Origin of the sequence: Conchiformibius kuhniae DSM 17694, assembly GCF_000428785.1 — a bacterium.
Lineage (GTDB): Bacteria > Pseudomonadota > Gammaproteobacteria > Burkholderiales > Neisseriaceae > Conchiformibius > Conchiformibius kuhniae.
In genome coordinates, this window is the sequence record NZ_AUAP01000001.1 from 318,178 (window position 1) to 333,877 (window position 15,700).

Consider the following 15,700-nt stretch of genomic DNA (forward strand, 5'->3'; position numbering starts at 1 on the left):
TTACATCAGGTTCAGGCGTTGAAGTTCTTGTTGTACATCGGCTGCCGTCCAGCCGTTGCCGGCAGCCAAACGCAGCAGGGCGGTGGCGGTTTCCACGTTGCAATAACCGCCGTTCACCGCGCCCGATGCGCGTAAACGGCTGCCTTGCGCGTACACGGCGGCAGCCTGTCCTGCCGGCACTTGGCTGATGTTCAACACCAGACGGCTGTCGTTTTGCGAGGTAAATTGGTGAATCGCGTCCAGCAAATCGATGTCGGCGGGCGAATTGCCGTGCCCGTAGGTCATCAGCACCGCGCCGTTGAGCGGAAAGGTGCGTAAGGTGTGGGCGGCGGCTTTCACGCCGATGCCCGGTGTGAGCAGCAGGGCGGCAACGCGCTGGCCGGAATCGAAACGGCGCGGCAAGCCGTTGAACGCAGGCGCGGGGCGTTCGGGCGACCACTCGCCAAAATGGGCGTTGGTGAAGCTGTCGGTGGACAAGGTGCTGGTTTTGCTGCTGCCGACTGCGGGGAACAGCTTGCCGTTGAATGCCAGCAGCACTTCGCGCACGTCATCGCGCAGCAGCGCGGCAACGGCGGTTGCCAGATTGTTCGGTGCATCGCTGCCGTTTGTGCCGAACGGAATTTGTGCGCCCGTCAGCACCACCGGTTTGCCCAAAGTGTTCAGGCTCAAGGCAAACACATTGGCGGTGTAGGCGAGCGTGTCGGTGCCGTGCAAGACCAGCACGCCGTCGTATTCGGGCAAAACCCGCTCCAGCACGCCCAGCCACTCGCCCCAGTGCTGCGGCGATACGGCGGAGCTGTCAATCAGGGGGTTGCAGATGTGCCAGTGGAAATTGGCTTGTCCGGCAAAAGGTTGCAGGGCAGTGTGGACGATGGCGGTGTCGGGGCGCAGCCCGTCCGGACTTTGGGTCATGCCGATGCTGCCGCCGGTGTAAAGCACGAAAATGTTTTTCACGGTGTGTTCCTTATGTTGCGGGCAACGCTTCAGCCAATCAGCAGATTGAGTGCGTCGCGGTATTTTTCGAGGGTTTTGTCAATCACGTCTTGCGGCACGTCGGGGGCGGGCGGCTGCTTGTTCCAGCCGCTTTGTTCCAGCCAGTCGCGCACGAATTGTTTGTCGAACGAGGGCGGGTTGGTGCCGGGACGGTAGGTGCCTGCCAGCCAAAAACGGCTGGAATCGGGGGTTAATACTTCGTCCATCAGCGTCAGCGTGCCGTTTTCGTCCAAGCCGAATTCAAATTTGGTGTCGGCGATGATGATGCCGCGTGTGGCGGCGTGGTCGGCTGCCAGCCGGTACAGTTGCAGCGATTTGTCGCGCACCTGCTCTGCCAATTCCGTACCGACAATGGCGCACGCCCGTTCAAAATCAATGTTTTCATCGTGCTCGCCCACTTCGGCTTTGGTGGACGGGGTGAACACGGGTTCGGGCAGGCGTTCGGCTTCGCGCAGATTGTCGGGCAGCCTGATGCCGCACACCGTGCCGTGTTGCCGGTATTCCTTCCAACCGCTTCCGGCAAGGTAGCCGCGCACCACCGCTTCGATTTTCACGGGGCGCAGCCGTTTGGCGACCACGGCGCGTTTTTCTACGGCGCGGGCTTCGTGTTCGGGCAGCACGTCAAACACGCTGCGTCCGTCAAAATGGTTGGGCAGCACGTGCGCCAGTTTGCCAAACCAGAAATTGGAAATTTGGGTGAGGATTTCACCTTTTTGCGGAATGGGTTGCGGCAGAATCACGTCAAATGCCGACAGGCGGTCGCTGGCAATGATGAGCATGGTTTTGTCATCGATTTCGTACAGGTCGCGGACTTTGCCGGAATAGAGTTTGGTCAGGCTGACGGCGGTCATGGGGATTCCTTACAAAAGGCGTGGGAAAGGCGGGGATTTTACCGCGAACGGGGGCGGATTTAAAGACGCAAACGCCCGACTGCACGGTCGGGCGCACGGGCGTGGCGGGCGTTTAACGGGCTTTGGCGGCGGTTTGCAGCAGTTGGGCAAGGATTTTCGGGTTGGCGGCAACGGCATCGCCGCTTTCGAGCCAGCGTTCGTCTCCCTGCGGGTCGGTAACGATGCCGCCCGCTTCCTGTACCAGCAGTGCGCCCGCCGCGATTTGGCAGGGATTGAGTCCGAAGCGGATGAATCCGTCCCGTTGCCCCGATGCCACCGCGCACCAGTCCAGCACCGCCGCATCTTCGCAACGCACGCCCGCCGTTTGTGCCAGCAGGGCGGAAAGCAGGGCGAAGCCGTTGTCTGCGCCGTCAAAACCGGCAGCAACCAGCGCATCGCCCAATTCAATCCGTGCCGATACGCGGATGCGGCGGTCGTTGTGCCATGCGCCTTTGCCGCGTGAAGCGGTGTACAGGTCGTTGCGCTCGGGAGCGAAAATCAGGGCTTCCTGCAAGATGCCTTTGTGGCGCAGGGCAAGGGCAACGGCGTATTGCGGATGACCGTGCAGGTAGTTGCCGATGCCGTCCAAAGGGGCAACCAGCCATTCGTAGCCTTTGCCGCTCGGGTGTTCGCCGTCGGTGATGATGCGGTGGTCGGGATAGGCTTCGGCAAGGACGGCAGTGATGGTTTGCGCGTTGTGGCGGGCGATGTCGGCGGCAAAGTCTTTAAATGCTTTGCTGTCGGGGCGCAGCGAGGAAAAATTGTTGGCGGCGCGCAGGCTGAAGTCGCCCGCTTTGCGTGCGGCTTTGAAGGCGGTGTGGAGAATGGGGCTGGAAAGTTGGCTCATGGTGGTGCTTCCGAAAGGGGCGGGATTATACGCGATTGTGGCGCGACATCAAAGGCTTTCGCGGGGGGCGGGGCAGGGCGGTTCTTCAAAGCCGACAATTTCCAAGCCGAAGCCGGTCAGCCCGTTCAGCGATGAGGGCTGCCCCAGCACGCGCATGGCTTTGACCTGCAAACCGGCGAGAATTTGTGCGCCGATGCCGTAGGTTTTGCGGTCCCATTTTTTCAGTTGGAAGGTGTTTTTCGGCAGCGTGCGTTCCAGCAAAGCCGCGCTGTCTTCGGTGCGGTGCAGCAAAATCAGCACGCCGCATTCGGCAGCGCCAATCCGCGCCAGCGCATCGGGAAGCTGCCAAGAATGGTTGGGGTCGGGCATCAGAAAATCCATCGCGCTGAACGGCTCGTGGACGCGCACCAGCGTTTCGGCGGCTTCGGCGGGATTGCCTTTGACCAATGCCAAATGGGTGTCGCCGTTGAGTTTGTCCACGTAAACGTGCTGCCTGAAACCGCCCCAAGCGGTGTGAATGAGGGTGTCGCCCATTTCTTCCAACAGGCTTTCGTTGCGGCTGCGGTATTCAATCAAATCGGCAATCGTGCCGATTTTCAGCCCGTGCGTTTCGGCAAAACGCAGCAGTTCGGGCATACGCGCCATCGTACCGTCATCGTTCAGAATTTCGCAAATCACGCCCGCGCCCGCCAAGCCCGCCATTTGCGCCAAATCCACCGCCGCTTCGGTGTGTCCGGCGCGAACCAGCACGCCGCCTTTTTGGGCGCGGAGCGGAAAAATATGGCCGGGCTGCACAATATCGGCGGGAGAAACGGCGGGAGAAACGGCGGTGCGAATGGTGTGGGCGCGGTCGGCGGCGGAAATGCCGGTGCTGATGCCTTGCGCCGCTTCAATCGACACGGTGAAATTGGTGCCGTATTGTGCGCCGTTGTGCTGGGTCATCATCGGCAAACCCAGCCGGTCAATCAGCGCGTTTTCCATCGGCAGGCACACCAAACCGCGTGCGTGTTTAATCATAAAATTAACGGCTTCGGCGGTAACGAACTGTGCCGCCATCACCAAATCGCCTTCGTTTTCGCGGTCTTCGGCATCGGTGATGACGACCATTTTGCCGGCGGCGATGTCGGCGAGAATGTCGGGAATGGGGGAGATGTGCATGATGCGGGTGCGGGGTAGTGGGTTTCGGGGCGGATTGTACTGATTTGGCGGACGGATTTCAAATTGCAATGGCGCAAAGGCTTGGATTTTTGCTAAAATAAACCCTTTGTCCCGCCGCAAGCCCCAACCGTATGAGCCAAAAAATCCAATCCGTCAAAGGCATGAACGATTTGCTCCCCGTTGAGCAAAAAGACTTCAAACTCACCGCCGCCTTTTGGCAGGCATTTGAAAACACCGTACAAAAATGGGCGGCACGCTACGGCTACCGCCAAATCCGCACCCCGATTGTGGAACAAACGGGCTTGTTCGTGCGCTCCATCGGCGAAGAAACCGACGTGGTCGGCAAAGAAATGTACACCTTTGCCGACAGCAACGACCGCTTGAGCCTGAGCCTGCGCCCCGAAGGGACGGCAAGCTGCCTGCGCGCAGTGGTGGAACACGGTTTGACCCACGAAGCCCCGCAAAAACTGTGGTATATGGGCCCGATGTTCCGCCGCGAACGCCCGCAAAAAGGACGTTACCGCCAATTCCATCAGGTCGGCGTGGAGGCTTTGGGCTTTGAACCGGCGCAAATTGATGCGGAAATCATCGCCATGTGCGCCGATTTGTGGCGCGAATTGGGCATTTCCGAATTTTTGCAACTGGAAATCAACAGCTTGGGCAACCGCGAAGAACGCGCCGCCCACCGCGCCGCCTTGGTGGACTATCTGCGCCGCCACGAAGCCGCCTTGGACGAAGACAGCCGCCGCCGCATGGACACCAATCCCCTGCGCGTGTTGGACACCAAAAATCCCGATTTGCAAGCCATCGCCGACAACGCGCCGCGTTTGGCGGATTATTTGGGCGAAGAATCGCGCCGTTATTATCGGGAATTTAAAGATTTGCTGGACGGTTTGGGCATCGCCTACCGCGAAAACCACCGCTTGGTGCGCGGTTTGGATTATTATAATCACACGGTTTTTGAATGGGGTACCGACAAATTGGGCGCACAGGCGACCGTGTGCGGCGGCGGACGTTATGACGGCTTGATGGCGGAGCTGGGCGGCAAGGACACGCCGTCCATCGGTTTTGCCATGGGCGTGGAGCGGCTGCTGCTGCTGGTGCGCGAACACGGCTGCCTGAACGCCGATGCCGCACCCGCCGTGTTTGTGATGCAGCAGGGCGAAGGCGCGGTGTTGCAAGCAATGAAATACGCGGCGGCGTTGCGCGAAGCGGACTGGGACGTGTTGCAGTTTTCAGGCAGCGCGAAATTGCAAAAACAGTTCAAACACGCCGACAAAAGCGGGGCGCGTTTTGCCCTGATTGTTGCCGAACAAGAACTTGAAAACCAAGAAGTTACCATCAAAGATTTGCGCGGCACGCACGGTCAGACCACCGTACCCGCCGCCAAGATGATTGAACAATTCAAACTTTGGAGCGAATAATGTCCGCACATCATGACGAACAACAAGATATTGAAAACGCCAAGCATTTTTGGAATAAGGGCGGCAAATGGCTGTTTGCGGGGCTGGTGGCGGCGGCGTTGGGCTATTTGGGGCATGTGGTGTATCAAAACCACCTGCAAAGCAAAAACGAAAACGCCGCACTGATGGCAATGAAGGCGCAGCAAAGCGGCGATGCCGCACAATTGGCGGCGTTGCAGCAGCAGTTTGACGGCACGGCGGCTGCCGCGCAAGCAACCTTGTCTGCGGCGGCACAGGCGTTTGACAAGGGCAACTACGATGAAGCCGCCAAAGCCTACCGTTGGGTGCTGGCGCATCAAAAAGACGAGCTGTTTCAGGCGATTGCCGTGCAAAACCTTGCCAATGTGCATCTTCAGCAAAAACAATACGATGAAGCCTTGAAAGTGTTGGCAACGCCCTTGGCGGCGGCGTTTGCGTCTTTGGCGGACGAGGGGCGCGGCGATGTGTTTGCCGCGCAAGGCAAAGGCGCGGAAGCGAAAAAAGCCTATCAGGCAGCGCTGGACAAATTGGGTGAAGACGCGCCGCAACGCGAAGCCTTGCAATTGAAAGTGGCGCAGTTTTAAGGCTTTGTCTGTCCTCATCACCAACACGCGGGCGTGGTATGCCCGCGTGTTTTTTGATTAAAAAGCACTGATTTTCATTAAAAAATTAAATGATGACACGCCCTAGGCAGCAAGGCTCAGGCGAACCCCCGTTGCCGCTTGCAGTGTGGCAAAATCCACGCCGTCTGCCAGTTCCGCCACGTTCAATCCCGTTTCGGTAACGTCCAGCACTGCCAAATCGGTGATGATGCGGTGTACCACGCGTTTGCCGGTCAGGGGCAGGGTACAGTGCGGGACGATTTTGGGCGAGCCGTCTTTGGCGCGGTGTTCCATCAGCACGATGACGCGGCGCACGCCCGATACCAAGTCCATCGCGCCGCCCATGCCTTTGACCATTTTGCCCGGAATCATCCAGTTTGCCAAATCGCCGTGTTCGGACACTTCCATCGCGCCCAAGATGGCCAAGTCGATTTTGCCGCCGCGTATCATGGCAAATGATTGCGAGCTGGAAAAGAAGCTGGCACCAACCCGTGCGGTAACGGTTTGTTTGCCCGCGTTAATCAGGTCGGGGTCGATGTCGTGTTCGGTGGGGAAGCTGCCGATGCCGAGCAGTCCGTTTTCCGATTGCAGCCACACGTCGGTGTCGGGGGGGATGTGGTTGGCAATGAGGGTGGGCAGTCCGATGCCCAGATTGACGTAAAAGCCGTCTTGCAGCTCTTGTGCGGCGCGTTGTGCCATTTGTTCGCGGGACCAAGCCATGTTGCGGATTCCTTTCGGTGTTTATTCGGGGCGGACGGTGCGTTGTTCGATGCGTTTTTCGGGGTGGGGATTGACGATGATGCGGTGGACGTAGATGCCGGGCAGGTGGATGTGGTCGGGGTCGAGGCTGCCGGCAGGCAGCAGTTCTTCGGTTTCGACAACGGTGATTTTGCCCGCGCTTGCCACGTCGGGGTTGAAGTTGCGGGCGGTTTTGCGAAAAACGAGGTTGCCGCTTGTGTCGGCTTTCCATGCTTTGACGAGGGCGATGTCGGCGGTGAGGGCGTGTTCGAGCAGGTATTCGCGTCCGTTGAAGGTGCGGGTTTCTTTGCCTTCGGCAACTTGGGTGCCGACGCCTGTGGCGGTGTAAAAGGCGGGAATGCCCGCGCCGCCGGCACGCAGTTTTTCTGCCAATGTGCCTTGCGGGGTGAGTTCGACCGCCAATTCGCCGGAGAGAAATTGTTGCTCGAACCGTTTGTTTTCGCCAACGTAGGAAGCAATCATTTTTTTGATTTGGCGGCACTCGAGCAGCAGCCCCAAGCCGAAGTCGTCCACGCCGGCGTTGTTGCTGATGCAGGTGAGTCGGGAAACGCCGGTGTCGCGCAGGGCGGCGATGAGCATTTCGGGAATGCCGCACAAGCCGAAGCCGCCGACGGCAATGGTTTGTCCGTCTGCAACGATGTCGGCAAGGGCGGTGCGGGCGTCGGGATAAAGTTTGTGGCGCATGATGGGGCTTTCGTGTGGGAAAATCGGTTTAGGGTGTGTCATCATTGAAATTTTTATACTGAAAATTCAGTGCAATATAAAAATCCGTCCGTATTTTATCAAGGTTTCTCGTGCTTTGACTTGGATTCCCGCCGGCGCGGGCATGACGGTACGGCGTTTTTCGGCTGATGACACGCCCGAGTGGGGCTGCGCGGTGTGTGCAGCCTTGTGCGTTGAAACATCGTAACATCAAAATCCCCCTTGATTTATCGGAAAAGCTGATGGATTGTGCGGAAATTTTGTTAAAGCGGGGCGCGGGCTTTGCGTATACTGGGCAAATTTGCAAAGAAAGAATGGGAGCGCGATGATGGCGTATCGAGACGATGATGTGGTGCTGGTGTCTGCCAAACGCACGCCGGTGGGCAGTTTTTGCGGGGCGTTGGCAGATGTGTCCGCGCCGCAGTTGGGGGCGGCGGCGGTGCGGGCGGTATTGGCGGATTTTGCGCCCGAACGGGTAGATGAGGTGGTGATGGGCAATGTGCTCACCGCAGGGGTGGGGCAGAATCCGGCACGTCAGGCGGCGTTGGCGGCGGGCTTGGCGGCGGAGGTGCCTGCCACCACCGTTAATGTGGTGTGCGGTTCGGGCTTGAAAGCGGTGCAGATGGCGGCACAGGCTTTGCGTTGCGGCGATGCGGAGGTGGTGGTGGCGGGCGGGCAGGAATCCATGTCGCAAAGTCCGCATTTCGTCCGCTTGCGCGGCGGCGTGAAAATGGGCGATGCGGCATTGACCGACAGCATGGTGGCAGACGGTTTGACCGATGCCTACCACCATTATCACATGGGCATCACGGCGGAGAACATCGCCCGCCAACTGGGCATCAGTCGTACCGAGCAGGACGAATTTGCCCTGTTGTCGCAACAAAAAGCCGCCGCCGCACAACAGGCAGGGCATTTTGATGTGGAAATCACGCCGGTGGACGTGCCGCAACGCAAAGGCGGCAGCGTGCGTGTGGCGCGGGACGAATATCTGAAACCCGATACCGACTTGGCAAAACTGGCGCGTTTGCGCCCCGCCTTCTGCGCGGACGGCACGGTAACGGCGGGCAACGCCTCGGGCTTGAACGACGGCGCGGCGGCGGTGCTGATGATGCGGGCGCAAACGGCGCGGCAATACGGCTTGACCCCCTTGGCACGGCTGGCGGCGTATTCGGCAACGGGCATCGACCCTGCCGTCATGGGCTTGGCACCGGTGGACGCGGTGCGGCAGGTGTTGGCAAAAGCGGGCTGGCGCAGCGAAGAGGTGGACTGGTTTGAATTGAACGAAGCGTTTGCGGCACAGGCATTGGGGGTATTGCGGCAACTGTCGCTGCCCGCCGCAAAGGTCAATCCGAACGGCGGCGCGATTGCCATCGGACACCCCATCGGCGCATCGGGCTGCCGCATTTTGGTGTCGCTGCTGCATCAGATGTGCCGCACGCAGACACGGCGCGGGGTGGCGGCGTTGTGTGTCGGCGGGGGCATGGGCTTTGCGGTGGCGGTGGAACGCGTTTGACGTGTTTGTTTGACTTTTTATCACAACCGTCCTTTCCATTGTGCGGAAAGGGCGGTTTTGCGCTTTTTCCCGCGATGATGACGCGCAGGCGCGGCGGAAAACCACCCCCGTGCGGCGGTCAAACGGTATTATAATGGCTGTTTGTCATAACGATTGCCGAGCCGCCGATGCTGTTTGCCCACGCCCCGTTTTTGGAAAAACACCCCGATGTTCGGGCGACGATGTTCGCCTTGTGTGCTTTGGCGGCGGTGTCGCTGCCCTTGCTGTGGCAATTGCCGGCGGCGGTGGCGGCGGTGTTTGCGGGATGTTGGCTGTTGCGGGCGGTGCTGTTGCAGGCAGGGGTGCGGGCATTGGCGGGCTGGCAGTTGCTGCTGCTGTTGGCGGCGGCGATGCTGCTGGTGTGGCGGGCGGCGGGAACGCTGTTCGGCTTGCAGGGCGGGATTGCGTTTTTGCTGATGCTGTCGCTGCTTAAGTCGTTTGAAGGCAAAAGCCGCCGCGACTGGCAGGTGCTGGTGTTGGTGATGCTGTTTCTGACGGCGGGCGCGGTGTTGTTCGACCAAGACCTGCTCACGGGCGTGTGGGTGCTGGCGTGCCTGATGCTGATGGCGGTGTCGCTGGCACTGCTGAACGAAATGCGTCTGACGGCGGCGCTGCGGCAGAGCGCGACCGCATTTTTGCTCACCCTGCCCCTGATGGCGGTGTTGTTTGTCGCCGTGCCGCGCCGCGATGCGCCCTTGTGGGGCGTGCCGCAAAACACCGCCAAAGGCAGGACGGGCATGTCCGAACGCATGAAGCCCGGCAGCATCGGCGAACTGGTGCAAAGCAACGAACCGGCATTTGCCGCCACGTTTGACAACGGCTTTGTGCCGCAGCCGCAACAGCTTTATTGGCGGGTGATGCTGTTGTCGGACTACCAAAACGGCGCATGGCAAATGGTGTTGAACGAATACAACGACAGCGCACTGCCCGCCGCTTCGGGCAAAACCGTTGCCTACCAGATTATTGCCGAAGACGAAAAAGGGCGTTTGCCCGTGTTGGAACACGCCCTGCCCGTGTCGCAACGGGGCATGTGGCGCGAAGCGGGCGGCGTGTTGCGGGTACGCAGCCGCTTGGGCGTGCGCCGCGTGCGCCTGCAGGCAGATTTGGACGGCAAGCTGGCACAAGCCGAATTGTCGGCTTTCGAGCGCCGCCTGTACACCGCCCTGCCGCCCGACACCAACCCGCGCACCCGCGCCTTCGCACAACAACTGCTGCGCGACAACGGCAACGACCCCGCCCGTTTCGCCCAAGCTGCCTACCGCCATTTCCGGCAAGGCTTCACCTACACCCTCAAACCGCCCGTATTGCACGGACAAGACAGCACCGACCAATTTGTTTTCGACAGCAAACAAGGCTTTTGCGAACACTACGCCGATGCCTTTACCGTGATGATGCGGGCGGCGGGCGTGCCTGCACGGGTGGTAACCGGCTATCAGGGCGGCGAATACAACGAAGCGGGCGGCTTTTGGCAAATCCGCAGCAAAGACGCCCACGCATGGACGGAAATCTGGCTGCCCGAACAAGGCGTGTGGCAACGCATCGACCCCACCGCCGCCGTTGCCGCCGTCCGCATCAACGGCAGCGTGGAACAAGCCCTGCCCGAAAGCGAAGCCGCCGCCTTCACCGCCAACCGCACATGGACGCGCCTGCTCGACCGCAGCCGTTTTTATTGGCAACAATGGGTCATCAACTACGATGGCGACCGCCAGCGCAACCTGTTGGCGAAATTGGGCTTGGAACGTTGGTCGTGGGGCGGGGCGTTGTTGTTGGCGGTATTGGCGGCGGCGCTGGCGGCATTGCCCCTGCTGCTGTGGTGGCGGCGTTCGCGGCGGCGCGACATCCGTCCGCTTGAAGACGGCTTCGCCCTACTCAAACACACGCTGACGGCTGACGGACACGGCGATTTCGCTGCCACAGGGCCCTTGGATTTGCTCCAAGCGGACGGCGTGCCGGAAGCCGCGCAGGTTTTATTGCGCCAATACATTGAATTGGCATACGCCCGAGCCGATGCGCCGCCGCCGCACGAAGCCCGCGCTTGGTACGCCCGCGTGGCAAAATGGGCAAAAAAACGGCAGCGCGGTGCGGATTGACGTTTGGCGCGGCGTGTCGGAGCACATCATCAATTGACGGAAAAAACACGGTGTCGTCATGCCCGCGCGGGCAGGAATCCGACAACACATTCAAACAAATCTTGAAAAAACATTGCTTGCAGGTCATCGGACAGTGGATTTCCGCCTATGGCGTGTCATCATTTAAATTTTTCTGCTGAAAATCAGTGAAATATAAAAAATTTCGTCATTCCCGCGAATGTGGGAATCCATCTCCCGATGCTTGGCAAGCCATGTTTTATCAAGGTTTCTCGTGCTTCGGCTTGGATTCCCGCCTGTGCGGGTATGACGGTGCGGCGCGTTTTCGGTTTTGCGGTCAATTGGTGATGCGGCTTAAGCACCGGACGGCGCACCTTATCGGCTTGGCAAAAACGCCGTCCGTTTATGGAAAATGTGCCGTCAGCCGTGCCGTGTCGATGTCCCATGCCCACACGCCGCGCCCGCTTGTGCCGTCCAGCCCGCGCAAAAACAGGTAGCGCACGTGCAGGGTGGGGGGCATCGCGCCGCGCCGGTGCAGGTAGCGGGCGGCGGCAAGGGCGTAAATCACGGCTTGCAGGCAGTATTGGTGTTCCGCCATCGCCGCATCGAGCGCGGCGGGGGTGTAGGCGGCGGCATGGTCGCCCAAGCGGTTGGATTTGTAATCGACCAGCAGGGTGCGTCCCGCACGGTCGCGGCAGAGCAGGTCGATGGTGCCGTTCAGGTAGCCGCGCACGCTGTGAAAATCCAGTGCGGCGGCGGCGCGGCGGATGATGTCGGGGGCATCGTCCAGCATGGCGCGGAAGGCGGCGGGGCTGAAGTCGTTTTGGTGCAGCACGAAGGCGGTTTCGGTCAGGCGTTGGTCGGGGCGGAATGCGTCCAGTGCCGTGCCGTCCGGCAAAAGCGGGGTGCGGCGGGTGCGTTCGAGCAGTGCGGCAACGGTGTCCTGCCACAGGCCGGCATCAAAACCGTGCTGCTGCAACAGTTGGCGGGTGCGCTCGGGGTCGGCGGCAAACAGGTTTTGTTCCAATACGGCGTGCAGGCACAAACCTGCCGCCGTGCCGTGCGGAAAGCCGTGAATGTCGGGCGCGGCGGGCGGCGGTGTTGCGTGTGCCGCTTCGGCGGTTTCGTGTTCGGCGGGGGCGGGCAATTGGGCAAGACGGCGTTCGGCGATGCGTTCGCTTTGGCGCAACAGCCCCGTGAAGCTGGTGTGGCGGACGAAGCGGAAGCGGCGCGGGGCAAACGCGGCGGCGCGGTACACGGGTGCGGGGGTGTCGGCGGGCGCGGGTGCGGCGGCAGGGGCGGGGGCGGCGTATCCGTGCCAATGCAGGGCGTGGCGTTGGGCGAACTGCTGCCAATGTTGGCGGTAGGCGGCTTCGTGTTTGGCATCGTCTGCCGCGTCCAACAGATACGCGGGCGCACTGCCGCCGCCGTCCCGATACGCGGCGGCATACAGGTACAGCCGTTCTTCGGCGCGGGTCAGGGCAACGTAGAGCAAACGCAGGTCTTCCGACAGTGCTTCCCGCGCCAGTTGTTCGCGCACCGCATCATCGGCATCGTGGTCGGGCAGTAGCCGTGCTGTGCCGTGTTGGTGGACGATGTGCCACGCGCCCTGCGGTTTGCCGCCCGCCTTCCACGCAAACGGACACAGCACCACCGGATATTGCAGCCCTTTGGCGGCGTGGACGGTAACGATTTTCACCAATTCGTCATCGCTTTCCAGCCGCAAGGTGTCTTCTTCGCGACCTTTGCCGCCGTGTGCATCGGCGATGCGCCGTTGCAGCCATTGCAGCAGGGAGGCGGGGCTGTGGCAGTGTTCGTTTTCGGCGGCGAGCAGTTCCATCACCTGATGCAGATTGGTGAGGGCGCGTTCGTTGCGCTGTGCCAGCAGGCGCGTTTCCACGCCGTGGCGGGCGAAAAAGCCCTGTAGGGCGGCGTAAATGCCTGCTTGTTGCCAATCGTCCGCAGCCTGTTGTGCCGACTCCGTCCACAGGGCGCGGCGGGTTTCGTCCCGATTCAAGGCTTGCAGGGCGGAAGCGGGGTATTCAAACAGTACGCCCGCCAAGATGAAGTTTAAAACGTCGTTTTGCTGCGGTTGCAGGAAAAACGCCAAGAGTGCGGCGCAGGCTTCGGCTTCGGCTTCGGTAAAGATGTTGTTTTGGCTGTGCAATACGCTGTGAATGTGCCGTTTTTTCAAGGCGCGGCGCACCCGTTCGCCGTCTTTGCGGCGGCGCACCAAAACGGCGATGTCGCCGGCGCGCAGGGGGCGTTCGGTGTGGTGGCCGCCGCGTATGCGGGTGTGTCCGCCCAGCAGGGTGGCGGTTTCGGCGGCGCACCATTCGGCGGCGCGTTGTTCCAGCGCGGCGGCGGTTTCGCCTTCGCTTTCGTTGAGCCAGCGCACCTGTACGGCCGCGCCGCCGTCCGTCAGGCGGGTATGTTCGCGGTGGGCGCGTACGGGCGGGTAGGCGATTTGTGGCAAAACGAAAGGCTGCGTCCGCGCAAACAGGGCATCGATGCTTTGGTTGAGGGCGCGGTGGTTGCGGCGGTTGGTGTCGAGCGTGTAGCGGCGGTCGGCGGCATCGGCGGCGGCTTGCAGATAGGCAAAAATGTCCGCGCCGCGAAAGCCGTAAATCGCCTGTTTGGGGTCGCCCACCAGAAAAAGCGGCGTGCCGGTGTCGGCAAAGGCGGTGCGGAACAGTGCGTATTGCAAAGGGTCGGTGTCTTGAAATTCGTCAATCAGCGCGAAACGCCAAGTGCGCGACAGGCTTTGGGCGAGTGCGGCGGCGTGCGGCGCGTCCGCATCGAGTGCGGCGGCAACGTCCAGCAGCAAATCGTCAAACACGCGCTGCGGGTGTTGTTTTTTGTGTTCGCGGCGGCGGTCGCGCACATGCGCCAGCAGGCGCAAACCCAATGCCGTCCACGCCTGTTGTTCGGCATCGGCGGCGCGGGCGGCGGCGTCTGCCAAATCCGCCAAGGGCGCGAGCGCGGCGATGTCGCTTTCCGGCACGGCGGCGTTTTTCTTGAGATTGGCGCGGACAAAATCTTCGGCAAACGGATTTTCGCCATTGCGGTTGTACAAGCAGTCGCGCACGGCGGCGGGCGCGGGCGGATACGGACTGCGGTTGCGGGCGAGTTCGGCGAATTTGCCGGCAAAGGTGTTTTTGCGGAAACGGGTGCCGTTGAGCGCGGGGTGCAGCCGCCAAAACGCCGCTTCCGCGTCCGCACGGTCGCGCTGCCAACACTGCTCAAACTCGCGCCGCGCCGCCGCATACGCGCCCGCATCGGCACAATCGGCGTGCAAATACGGGCGCGGCACAAACGGACGCAACTGCGCCAAAACCGTTTGCGGCGTGTGGCGGCGGCGGTACGCCAATTCCGCATACAGCGCATCATCGGCAACGTATTTGCGCCAAAAATCTTCGGCAAACGCCAACTGCCGCCCGCTTTCGCCCGACTCGTCCAACTCAATCTCAAACGGCACTTGGCAGAAAAACGCATAATCCTGCAGCACACGCTGGCAAAAACCGTGAATGGTGTACACCGCCGCATTGTCAAAACCGCTCACCGCCGCCTGCAAACGCAGCATCAGCCGCGCCGCCCCCTCCCGTGCCAAACCGCCCTGCAACAAGCGCAGCAGAAAATCATCGCCCGCACAATATTGCGCCAGCGCCCCGTCTGCAAAATCCGCGTCCGCACAACGCCGCAACACCGACAACGCCCCGTCCAAACGCGCCCGCAAACGGGTTTTCAGCTCCGCCGTTGCCGCCTTGGTAAACGTAACCACCAAAATTTCCGCCACATCTGCCTGTTCCCACACCACCAGCCGCGCAAACAGCGCGGCGATGTTCCACGTTTTGCCCGTGCCTGCCGAAGCCTCAATCAAATTCGTGCCGTCAAGCGGCACGGCGAGCGGGTCGAATACCGCCATCTTACTTCACCACCCGCAACACCCTGCGGCGCGGACGGCGCAGCCAATACCACGCCAACGCCCAACCGCACAACGCCCCGCCGATGTGCGCCAAATGCGCGATGTTCGCCCCAAACAGCGAAAACCCGCTTACCTGCGCGAACGCCTCATACGCCACCAGCCCCGCCACAAAATACTTGGCGGGAAACGAAACGGGCAGAAACAACAGCGACAAACGGGTTTCGCCGAAACACAGCGAAAACGCCGCCAACACCGCAAACACCGCCCCCGAAGCCCCCAGAGCATAAGTGTTCAGCAAACGCCAAAACTCGGCGGGCGCACCCGTCTGCCCCGCCGTCAAGGCTTCCCAAAACTGCGCGGGCGACACCGAAACGGCGGCGGCGAGCGCATCGGCTGCCGCTTCGATTTGATAAGCCTGCCACGCCGTATAACACAACGCCCCCGCCAACGCCCCGCCGAAATACAGCAGCGCAAACCGCCGTGCGCCCCAATATTGCAGCAAAGGTGCGCCGAACACCGCCAAACCGTACATATTAAACAGCAAATGCAGCAAATCCTTGTGCATGAACGGCGCGGTAAACCACTGCCAATGGCGGTAGTCGGGGTGGCGCACGGGCCATTGCGCGGCGAGTGCGTCCAAATCGGGCAGCGCAAACCGCGCCAAAAACAGCAGCACGTTTGCGCCAATCAGCAGATGAATCAGGTGTTTGTTCAGCATAAAATCCATGTATGGGATTGAAAAA

At 61.0% G+C, this 15,700-nt stretch carries 12 protein-coding genes; 4 read left to right on the forward strand and 8 right to left on the reverse strand.

The features are described 5' to 3' along the window. The 4 genes from G392_RS0101660 to ribBA all read right to left on the reverse strand — a co-directional run bounded on the left by G392_RS0101660 (nucleotide 1) and on the right by ribBA (nucleotide 3,891). The gene (locus tag G392_RS0101660) at nucleotides 1–954 is read right to left on the reverse strand and encodes an asparaginase domain-containing protein (RefSeq protein ID WP_027008819.1); all 954 of its coding nucleotides are present in this window, start codon (nucleotides 952–954) and stop codon (nucleotides 1–3) included. Between the two features lie 29 nt (nucleotides 955–983). Then, nucleotides 984–1,844, reverse strand: coding sequence for a phosphoribosylaminoimidazolesuccinocarboxamide synthase (locus G392_RS0101665; RefSeq protein WP_027008820.1), 861 nt, complete (start codon nucleotides 1,842–1,844; stop codon nucleotides 984–986). Nucleotides 1,845–1,956: 112 nt separating this feature from the next. Next, on the reverse strand, nucleotides 1,957–2,730 hold the full coding sequence (locus G392_RS0101670) for an inositol monophosphatase family protein (protein WP_027008821.1): 774 nt from the start codon (nucleotides 2,728–2,730) through the stop codon (nucleotides 1,957–1,959). 48 nt (nucleotides 2,731–2,778) lie between these two features. Then, nucleotides 2,779–3,891: a bifunctional 3,4-dihydroxy-2-butanone-4-phosphate synthase/GTP cyclohydrolase II gene (gene ribBA, locus G392_RS0101675; protein WP_027008822.1), complete on the reverse strand. Its 1,113-nt coding sequence runs from the start codon at nucleotides 3,889–3,891 to the stop codon at nucleotides 2,779–2,781. 128 nt (nucleotides 3,892–4,019) lie between these two features. Here ribBA and hisS point away from each other — a divergent pair, with 128 nt between their 5' ends. After that, the gene (gene hisS, locus G392_RS0101680) at nucleotides 4,020–5,312 is read left to right on the forward strand and encodes a histidine--tRNA ligase (protein WP_027008823.1); all 1,293 of its coding nucleotides are present in this window, start codon (nucleotides 4,020–4,022) and stop codon (nucleotides 5,310–5,312) included. Then, nucleotides 5,312–5,914 (forward strand): YfgM family protein, encoded by a 603-nt coding sequence (locus tag G392_RS0101685; RefSeq protein WP_027008824.1) that lies wholly within the window; start codon nucleotides 5,312–5,314, stop codon nucleotides 5,912–5,914. Before hisS ends, G392_RS0101685 begins: the two co-directional genes overlap by 1 nt. A 102-nt stretch (nucleotides 5,915–6,016) precedes the next feature. Here the strand turns inward: G392_RS0101685 and G392_RS0101690 are convergent, their stop codons facing one another. After that, on the reverse strand, nucleotides 6,017–6,652 hold the full coding sequence (locus tag G392_RS0101690) for a 3-oxoacid CoA-transferase subunit B (protein ID WP_027008825.1): 636 nt from the start codon (nucleotides 6,650–6,652) through the stop codon (nucleotides 6,017–6,019). A 21-nt stretch (nucleotides 6,653–6,673) separates the two neighbouring features. Beyond that, nucleotides 6,674–7,375 (reverse strand): CoA transferase subunit A, encoded by a 702-nt coding sequence (locus G392_RS0101695; protein ID WP_027008826.1) that lies wholly within the window; start codon nucleotides 7,373–7,375, stop codon nucleotides 6,674–6,676. 343 nt (nucleotides 7,376–7,718) lie between these two features. Here G392_RS0101695 and G392_RS0101705 point away from each other — a divergent pair, with 343 nt between their 5' ends. Both G392_RS0101705 and G392_RS0101710 read left to right on the forward strand, forming a co-directional pair. Further along, complete coding sequence (locus G392_RS0101705; protein ID WP_027008827.1) at nucleotides 7,719–8,906, forward strand: acetyl-CoA C-acetyltransferase; 1,188 nt, start codon at nucleotides 7,719–7,721, stop codon at nucleotides 8,904–8,906. A 167-nt stretch (nucleotides 8,907–9,073) separates the two neighbouring features. Then, nucleotides 9,074–11,035, forward strand: a complete 1,962-nt coding sequence (locus G392_RS0101710; protein WP_027008828.1) for a transglutaminase TgpA family protein — start codon at nucleotides 9,074–9,076, stop codon at nucleotides 11,033–11,035. A gap of 400 nt (nucleotides 11,036–11,435) precedes the next feature. Here G392_RS0101710 and recB read toward each other — a convergent pair whose 3' ends face one another. Next, entirely contained in the window at nucleotides 11,436–14,957 is a 3,522-nt protein-coding gene (gene recB, locus G392_RS0101715; RefSeq protein ID WP_027008829.1) for an exodeoxyribonuclease V subunit beta, read from the reverse strand. 1 nt (nucleotide 14,958) lies between these two features. Further along, nucleotides 14,959–15,675 (reverse strand): rhomboid family intramembrane serine protease, encoded by a 717-nt coding sequence (locus G392_RS11800; protein ID WP_169718725.1) that lies wholly within the window; start codon nucleotides 15,673–15,675, stop codon nucleotides 14,959–14,961. Nucleotides 15,676–15,700 lie beyond the last annotated feature (25 nt).